This window comes from Methylobacterium sp. WL12, assembly GCF_008039475.1.
Lineage (GTDB): Bacteria > Pseudomonadota > Alphaproteobacteria > Rhizobiales > Beijerinckiaceae > Methylobacterium > Methylobacterium cerastii.
On sequence record NZ_VRUW01000145.1, the window covers coordinates 1 to 6,181 of the forward strand.

Consider the following 6,181-nt stretch of genomic DNA (forward strand, 5'->3'; position numbering starts at 1 on the left):
AGCAGGGTCGCGATCGGCAGGGATGGGCGGAACGGGCGCAGGACGATCGGCAGGGCGAGGCCGCGGGCGGCGACCGGGTCGACGACGGCGAGCCCGAGCCCCTCGGCGACCAGGCCGCAGCGGGCGGCGGTGTACTGGGCGCTCATCCCAAAGCGCGGCGCGAGGCCGGCCGCGCGGAACGCCGCCTCCACCGCGTCCTGGAACGCGCCGGCCGCGCCGGCGATCAGCGCCGCCTCCGCGAGGTCGTGCACGGTGATCGCGCGCCGCGCCGCCAGCGGGTGGCCCCGGGGCAGGGCGCAGACCGCATCGACCGTCAGGAACGGCTCGGCGACCACCCCCGCATGGCCGGGGCGCGGGCGCACCAGCCCGAGGTCGCACTGGTCGGACGCCGCCCAGGACCAGATCGTGTCCGGCGCCGGCACGTGCACCGCGACCCGGGCGCCGGGATGGGCCGCATGAAGCCGGCCGATCGCGCGCGGCAGCAGGCGGGCCACGAGCGACGGCTGGCAGGCGACGCGCAGCGGCCCGCTGCCGACGTCGCGGATGCGTCGGGCGGCCTCGCGCAGGTGGTCGAGCCCGGCATGGGTCCGCTCGACCTCGCGGGCGAAGGCCGCACCCTCCGGCGTCGGTATCGCGCTGCCGTGCCCGCGCACGAACAGGGGGAAGCCGAGTTCGCGTTCGAGCTGCGCCACCGCCCGGCTCACGTGCGGCTGGCCGATGCCCAGCGCGTCGGCCGCCCGGGTCATGCCGCCGTGGCGCAGCACTGCGCGAAACAGGTCGAGATGGGCCGGATTCATCATGCCCGATCCGCATGGATGGCGAAAGATTGGGCATTTGACGGCATGGGCCCGCGATGGTTGTCAAGGCCGGCGGCGGCAAGCGGGCTGCCTCGGGGGGATGCGCGATGAGAGCCATGTCGGCGGGGTGGGGCAGCGGGTTCCTCGGCATCTTGATCTTCAGCGCCTCGCTGCCGGCGACCCGCGTGGCGGTGGCGGGCTTCTCGCCGCTGTTCCTCACGGCGGCGCGTGCCGCGATCGCCGGGCTCATCGGGGTGGGGCTGCTGCTGGCTTTCCGCGCGCCGCGGCCGCTGGGGCGCGACCTCGTCCCGCTGGCGATCGTCGGGCTCGGCGTGGTGATCGGGTTCCCGCTGCTCACCGCGCTGGCGCTCCGGCACGTCACCGCGGCCCATTCCATCGTCTTCCTCGGGCTGCTGCCGCTCGCGACCGCCCTGTTCGGCGTGCTCCGCGGCAACGAGCGGCCCAAGCCCGCCTTCTGGCTGTTCTCCGGTGTCGGCAGCCTCGCGGTCGCCGGCTTCGCCCTGGCGCAGGGCGGGGCCGGGTCGCCGGCCGGCGACGGCATGATGCTGGCGGCGATCCTGCTCTGCGGCCTCGGCTATGCGGAGGGCGCCGCGCTGTCGCGCCGGCTCGGCGGCTGGCAGGTGATCTCCTGGGCGCTGGTGCTGTCGCTGCCGGTCACCCTGGCGCTGGCGCTTGCGAGCCTGCCGGGTACCTGGGACGTCGGCTGGCCGGCCTGGGCGGCGCTGGCCTACGTCTCGGTGTTCAGCATGCTCGTCGGCTTCGTGTTCTGGTATCGCGGCCTAGCGCTCGGCGGCATCGCCGGCGTCGGCCAGCTCCAACTGCTGCAGCCGTTCCTCGGCCTGGCGCTGGCCGGCCTCCTCCTGCACGAGCCGGTGGCACCGGGCATGCTGCTCGCCACCGCCGTGGTCGTCCTGTGCGTGGCGGGCGCCAAGCGTTATGCGTAGGCGTTTTTGCAGGTCGGACGCCGGACATGACTCAGCTTGTCCCACGGCCGAACGAGACGCGGGCTCCCATGCGCGCCAAGTGAATTCACGCATCGTGCAGGCGAAGCTGCCACGTTCCTCCTTCCCTCCTCTACGGGAGAGGGAAAGGCGCGGGGCATCTGACCTCAGGCTGCGCTGGCGCTGGCCATGGCGCTGCCGGCGGCCTCCGCGATCGGCTTGAAGGCGTTGACGAGGTCGGGGTCGACCTTGCCGGTCATGCCGCGGAGGATGTCGTAGGCAGCCTCGCCCGAGTGCGGGCGCTTGTAAGGCCGCCGCTCGATCAGCGCCCCGAAGATGTCGCAGACCGTGATCAGCCGCACGAGGTCGGGAATCTGCTTCGCGGTCAGCCCGTCCGGATAGCCCGAGCCGTCGAGCGCCTCGTGGTGGGAGCGCACCACCGCGAGCATCGCCGCCGGGTAGTCCTGGCCCTGCAGCATCGCGATGCCCAGCGCCGGGTGGGTCCGCATCACCGTCATCTCGTCCGCGTCGAGCCGGCCCGGCTTGTTGAGGATCGCCAGCGGGATGCGGGCCTTGCCGAGGTCGTGCAGCAGGGCGGCCTGGGTGAGGTCGCGGCAATCCTGCGCGCGCAGGCCGAGCTGCCGGGCGAAGGCCGCCGCGAGGCCGGCGACCAGCAGGCAGTGCTGGTGCGTCGCGTCGTCGAAGCGCCAGACCACGTCGAGCCAGCCGCGGATGTCGGCCTTGTTGAGGGCGCCGACCACGAGGTCCGCGCCCGCCGCCGCCACGGCCGGCGCCGGGCCGCTGCCGGCGCGGCCGAGGTCGAAGATCCGGGTGAGCGCCGTGTCGGCCTCGGCGATGGCGGCGCGCACCTCGGCCTGGCCCTCGCCCGGAACGAGGCTGCGCAGCGACGGCAGCAGGTCGCGCATCACCGCGTCGGCCCGGAGCGTGCGGGTCGCGCCGAGCGCCTGCGCCTGCAGGTGCGCGCGGGGCGAGTCCTCGTGCAGCACGCAGAGGAACGGAACCTGCGCCGGGCCGAGGCGGTGCATGTACTTGTGCAGGCCGGACACCTGCTGCGAATGCGCGAGCGAGGCGTCGCCGACCACGGCGACCACCTGCGTCAGGTCGGGCGCGTTGCGGGCCTGGTAGGGATCCAGCAGGTCGACCACCAGCGGCTCGCCCAGCGGTCGGAGCTGCCCGGCGAGCCTCTGCCCACGATCGGGCTGATCGGTGAGGATCAGGATGGTCTTCATCGTTGTGATTCGCCGCCCGCGCTTCGCCCCGGTTGAAGCATCATGGGCACGAAACCTCACCAACGATTAAAGCAATCGCAGATGGAGCGAGCAAAAATTAGGCGCCGTGCATTGCTGAACAGGCGCGAAGAGGCGTCTTATAAGCCTAAAGGCCTCTGCGTCCGGCCGCCGCATCCGGCCGCGGCGACAGGTTCCGGGGCGGGGCGGGGGCGCCGGAGGGCACCCCCGCGCGGCCGCTCAGGCGATGTACTGGGCGCCGTTGATCGTCAGCGTCGAGCCGGTGATGAAGCCCGAATCCTCGGCCGCGAGGTACTCGACTGCGCGGGCGATCTCCTCGGCCTCGCCGAGGCGCCCGACGGGGATCGTCGAGATGATCTTGTTACGCACCTCCTCGGGCACCGCCATCACCATGTCGGTGGCGATGTAGCCCGGCGCGATCACGTTGACGGTGATGCCCTTGGCGGCGCTCTCCTGGGCCAGCGCCTTGGCGAAGCCGATCACGCCGGCCTTGGCGGCCGAGTAGTTGGCCTGGCCGATCTGGCCCTTCTGGCCGTTGATCGACGAGATCAGGATGATGCGCCCGAAGCCGCGGTTGCGCATGCCCTCGATCACCGGGCGGGTCACCGTAAAGGCCGAGTCGAGGTTGGTCTTGATGACCGCCTGCCACTTCTCGAAGCTCATCTTGTGGAACAGGCCGTCACGGGTGATGCCGGCGTTGTTCACCAGCACGTCGACCGAGCCGACCTCGGCCTCGACCGCCTTGATGCCGGCCTCGCAGGCGGAAAAGTCGCCGACGTCGAACTTGAACACCGGGATTCCGGTCTCGGCCTTGAAGGCCTGGGCCGCCTCGTCGTTGCCGCCGTAGTTGGCGGCGACCTTGTAGCCCTTGGCCGCAAGGCCCTTCGAGATCGCCGCACCGATGCCGCGGGTGCCGCCGGTGACGAGGGCGACGCGTTGCTGAGCCATGGTTTCCTCCGGTTTCTTGAACTGTTTTCTGGGCCGTGACCGGGTCGGCGCGACGGGGTCGCCGCCGGCCCGGGGATGATGCCGTCATGCCGCGTGCGGATGGCGTCCGCACGCGAAATGTTTTGCTTTGGGCCTAAAGACGGATTTTCGTCTCGGGGCTCAGGCCGCCCATGCGCGCGATGCCGCTTATGCGCGCTCGATGCACATGGCGACGCCCATGCCGCCGCCGATGCACAGGGTGGCGAGGCCCTTCTTGGCGTCGCGGCGCTTCATCTCGTGCAGCAGGGTGACGAGGACGCGGGCGCCGGATGCGCCGATCGGGTGGCCGATGGCGATGGCGCCGCCGTTCACGTTCACCTTGGCGTCGTCCCAGCCCATGTCCTTGTTCACGGCGAGCGCCTGGGCGGCGAAGGCCTCGTTGGCCTCGATCAGGTCGAGGTCGGCGGGCTTCCAGCCGGCCTTGTCGAGCGCCTTGCGCGAGGCCGGGATCGGGCCGGTGCCCATGATCTTGGGGTCGACGCCGGCGGTGGCCCAGGACTTGATCGTGGCGAGCGGGGTGATGCCGCGGCGCTCGGCCTCCGAGGCCGACATCAGCACGATCGCGGCCGCGCCGTCGTTGAGGCCCGACGCGTTGGCGGCCGTCACCGTGCCGTCCTTGGAGAAGGCGGGCTTCAGCTTGGCCATCGCCTCGACGGTGGCGCCGTCGCGGATGTACTCGTCGGTGTCGACCACCACGTCGCCCTTGCGGCCCGGGACGGTGACGGGGGCGATCTCCTCCTTGAAGCGCCCCTCCTTGCGGGCGGCCTCGGCCTTGTTCTGCGATGCCGTGGCGAACTGGTCCTGCTGCTCGCGGGTGAGCTGGAAGGCCTGGGCCACGTTCTCGGCGGTGGTGCCCATGTGGTAGCCGTTGAAGGCGTCCCAGAGCCCGTCCTTGATCATCGTGTCGACGAGCTTCACGTCGCCCATCTTCTGGCCGCCGCGCAGGTACTGCGCGTGGGGGCTGAGCGACATCGACTCCTGGCCGCCCGCGACGATGACCGTGGCGTCGCCGTTGGCGATCTGCTGCATGCCGATGGCGACGGTGCGCAGGCCCGATCCGCAGACCTGGTTGACGCCCCAGGCGGTGGCCTTCTCGGGGATGCCGGCGGCGATGGCGGCCTGGCGGGCCGGGTTCTGCCCGGCGCCGGCGGTCAGCACCTGGCCGAAGATCACCTCGTCCACGTCGTCGGGGGAGACGCCGGCGCGCTCGAGCGCGGCCTTGATCGCCACCTTGCCGAGCTCGTGCGCGGGCACCGTGTTGAACGCGCCGCCGAACGAACCAACCGCCGTGCGCGCCGCGCCGACGATGACGATGTCTTCGCTTGCCATCTGAAACGTTCTCCTCGTGGTCGGCCGGCGCGTCTTCAAGGTCGCGCGCTCGCAAAAGGCCGTTCCTCCGGATGAAGGGCCTCGCTCGGTCGAAGTCAAGAAGGCTGGAGGGTGGGGCGTAACGCTTGCGGGGCGACTGCTCCATCGCGGTCGACGCTGTGGCCGGGGCGAATTAGCATTATTCCGCGGGAAAAGGCGCCAGATGGCTATTTTCGTCGCCGGCTGAAAGCCTTAAGGTCCGAGCAGGCGCGTGGGCGGCTCCCGGCGGCGGGGGCCCGGCCGTGGTCGTCGCGCGATCGGGGAGAGGCCGCAAAGATGGCGGACAGCGTCAAGGCACAACAGACCGTCATCAAGAAGTACGCCAACCGGCGCCTCTACCACACCGGCACCTCGACCTACGTCACCCTCGAGGACCTCTCGACGATGGTGCAGAACGGCGAGGACTTCGTCGTCTACGACGCGCGCACCAGCGACGACATCACCCGCTCGGTGCTGACGCAGATCATCTTCGAGCAGGAGAACAAGGCCGGCGCCGACAACCTGCTGCCGGTGGCGTTCCTGCGCCAGCTGATCCGCTTCTACGGCGACAGCATGCGCACGATGGTGCCGAGCTTCCTCGAATTCTCGATGGCCAACTTCGCGAAAGACCAGGACGGCCTGCGTGAAAAGTTCTCGACCGGCTTCAGCGGGGCGGGCTTCGGCTCCTCGGCGCTCCAGACCGCGATCGAGCAGCAGGTGCGGGCCAACATGGGCTTCTTCGGCGACGCCATGAAGATGTTCACCGGCTTCACCCCGCCCGGCGTGCCGAACGCCAACACCAATGCCGGCCAACCCAGCC

The 6,181-nt window shown here is 70.9% G+C and carries 6 protein-coding genes; 2 read left to right on the forward strand and 4 right to left on the reverse strand.

Translation table 11 applies throughout. The features are described from left to right. The coding region (locus tag FV226_RS26425; RefSeq protein ID WP_147765259.1) for a LysR family transcriptional regulator at positions 1-800 on the reverse strand (800 nt) is incomplete at its 3' end. A gap of 104 nt (positions 801-904) precedes the next feature. Here FV226_RS26425 and FV226_RS26430 point away from each other — a divergent pair. Next, positions 905-1,762 carry a DMT family transporter gene (locus FV226_RS26430; protein ID WP_147765260.1) on the forward strand — a complete coding sequence of 286 codons (858 nt, stop codon included), beginning with the start codon at positions 905-907 and terminating at the stop codon, positions 1,760-1,762. A gap of 164 nt (positions 1,763-1,926) precedes the next feature. On the opposite strand, the gene FV226_RS26435 is transcribed toward FV226_RS26430, so the two are convergent. The 3 genes from FV226_RS26435 to FV226_RS26445 form a co-directional block, all read right to left on the reverse strand. Beyond that, on the reverse strand, positions 1,927-3,009 hold the full coding sequence (locus FV226_RS26435) for an HD domain-containing phosphohydrolase (RefSeq protein WP_147754194.1): 1,083 nt from the start codon (positions 3,007-3,009) through the stop codon (positions 1,927-1,929). Positions 3,010-3,246: 237 nt separating this feature from the next. After that, positions 3,247-3,975, reverse strand: a complete 729-nt coding sequence (phbB, locus tag FV226_RS26440) for an acetoacetyl-CoA reductase (protein WP_147765261.1) — start codon at positions 3,973-3,975, stop codon at positions 3,247-3,249. A gap of 186 nt (positions 3,976-4,161) precedes the next feature. Beyond that, complete coding sequence (locus FV226_RS26445) at positions 4,162-5,343, reverse strand: acetyl-CoA C-acetyltransferase (RefSeq protein ID WP_147754192.1); 1,182 nt, start codon at positions 5,341-5,343, stop codon at positions 4,162-4,164. A gap of 315 nt (positions 5,344-5,658) precedes the next feature. On the opposite strand from FV226_RS26445, the gene phaR reads away from it, so the two are divergent. Next, on the forward strand, positions 5,659-6,181 hold a 523-nt coding region (gene phaR, locus FV226_RS26450), incomplete at its 3' end, for a polyhydroxyalkanoate synthesis repressor PhaR (protein WP_147765262.1).

Excerpts from the sequence above, each read along its gene's own strand:
- phbB (WP_147765261.1), bottom strand. The coding sequence starts at position 3,975 with ATGGCTCAGCAACGCGTCGCCCTCGTCACCGGCGGCACCCGCGGCATC.
- FV226_RS26445 (WP_147754192.1), bottom strand. The coding sequence starts at position 5,343 with ATGGCAAGCGAAGACATCGTCATCGTCGGCGCGGCGCGCACGGCGGTT.
- FV226_RS26430 (WP_147765260.1), top strand. The coding sequence starts at position 905 with ATGAGAGCCATGTCGGCGGGGTGGGGCAGCGGGTTCCTCGGCATCTTG.
- FV226_RS26435 (WP_147754194.1), bottom strand. The coding sequence starts at position 3,009 with ATGAAGACCATCCTGATCCTCACCGATCAGCCCGATCGTGGGCAGAGG.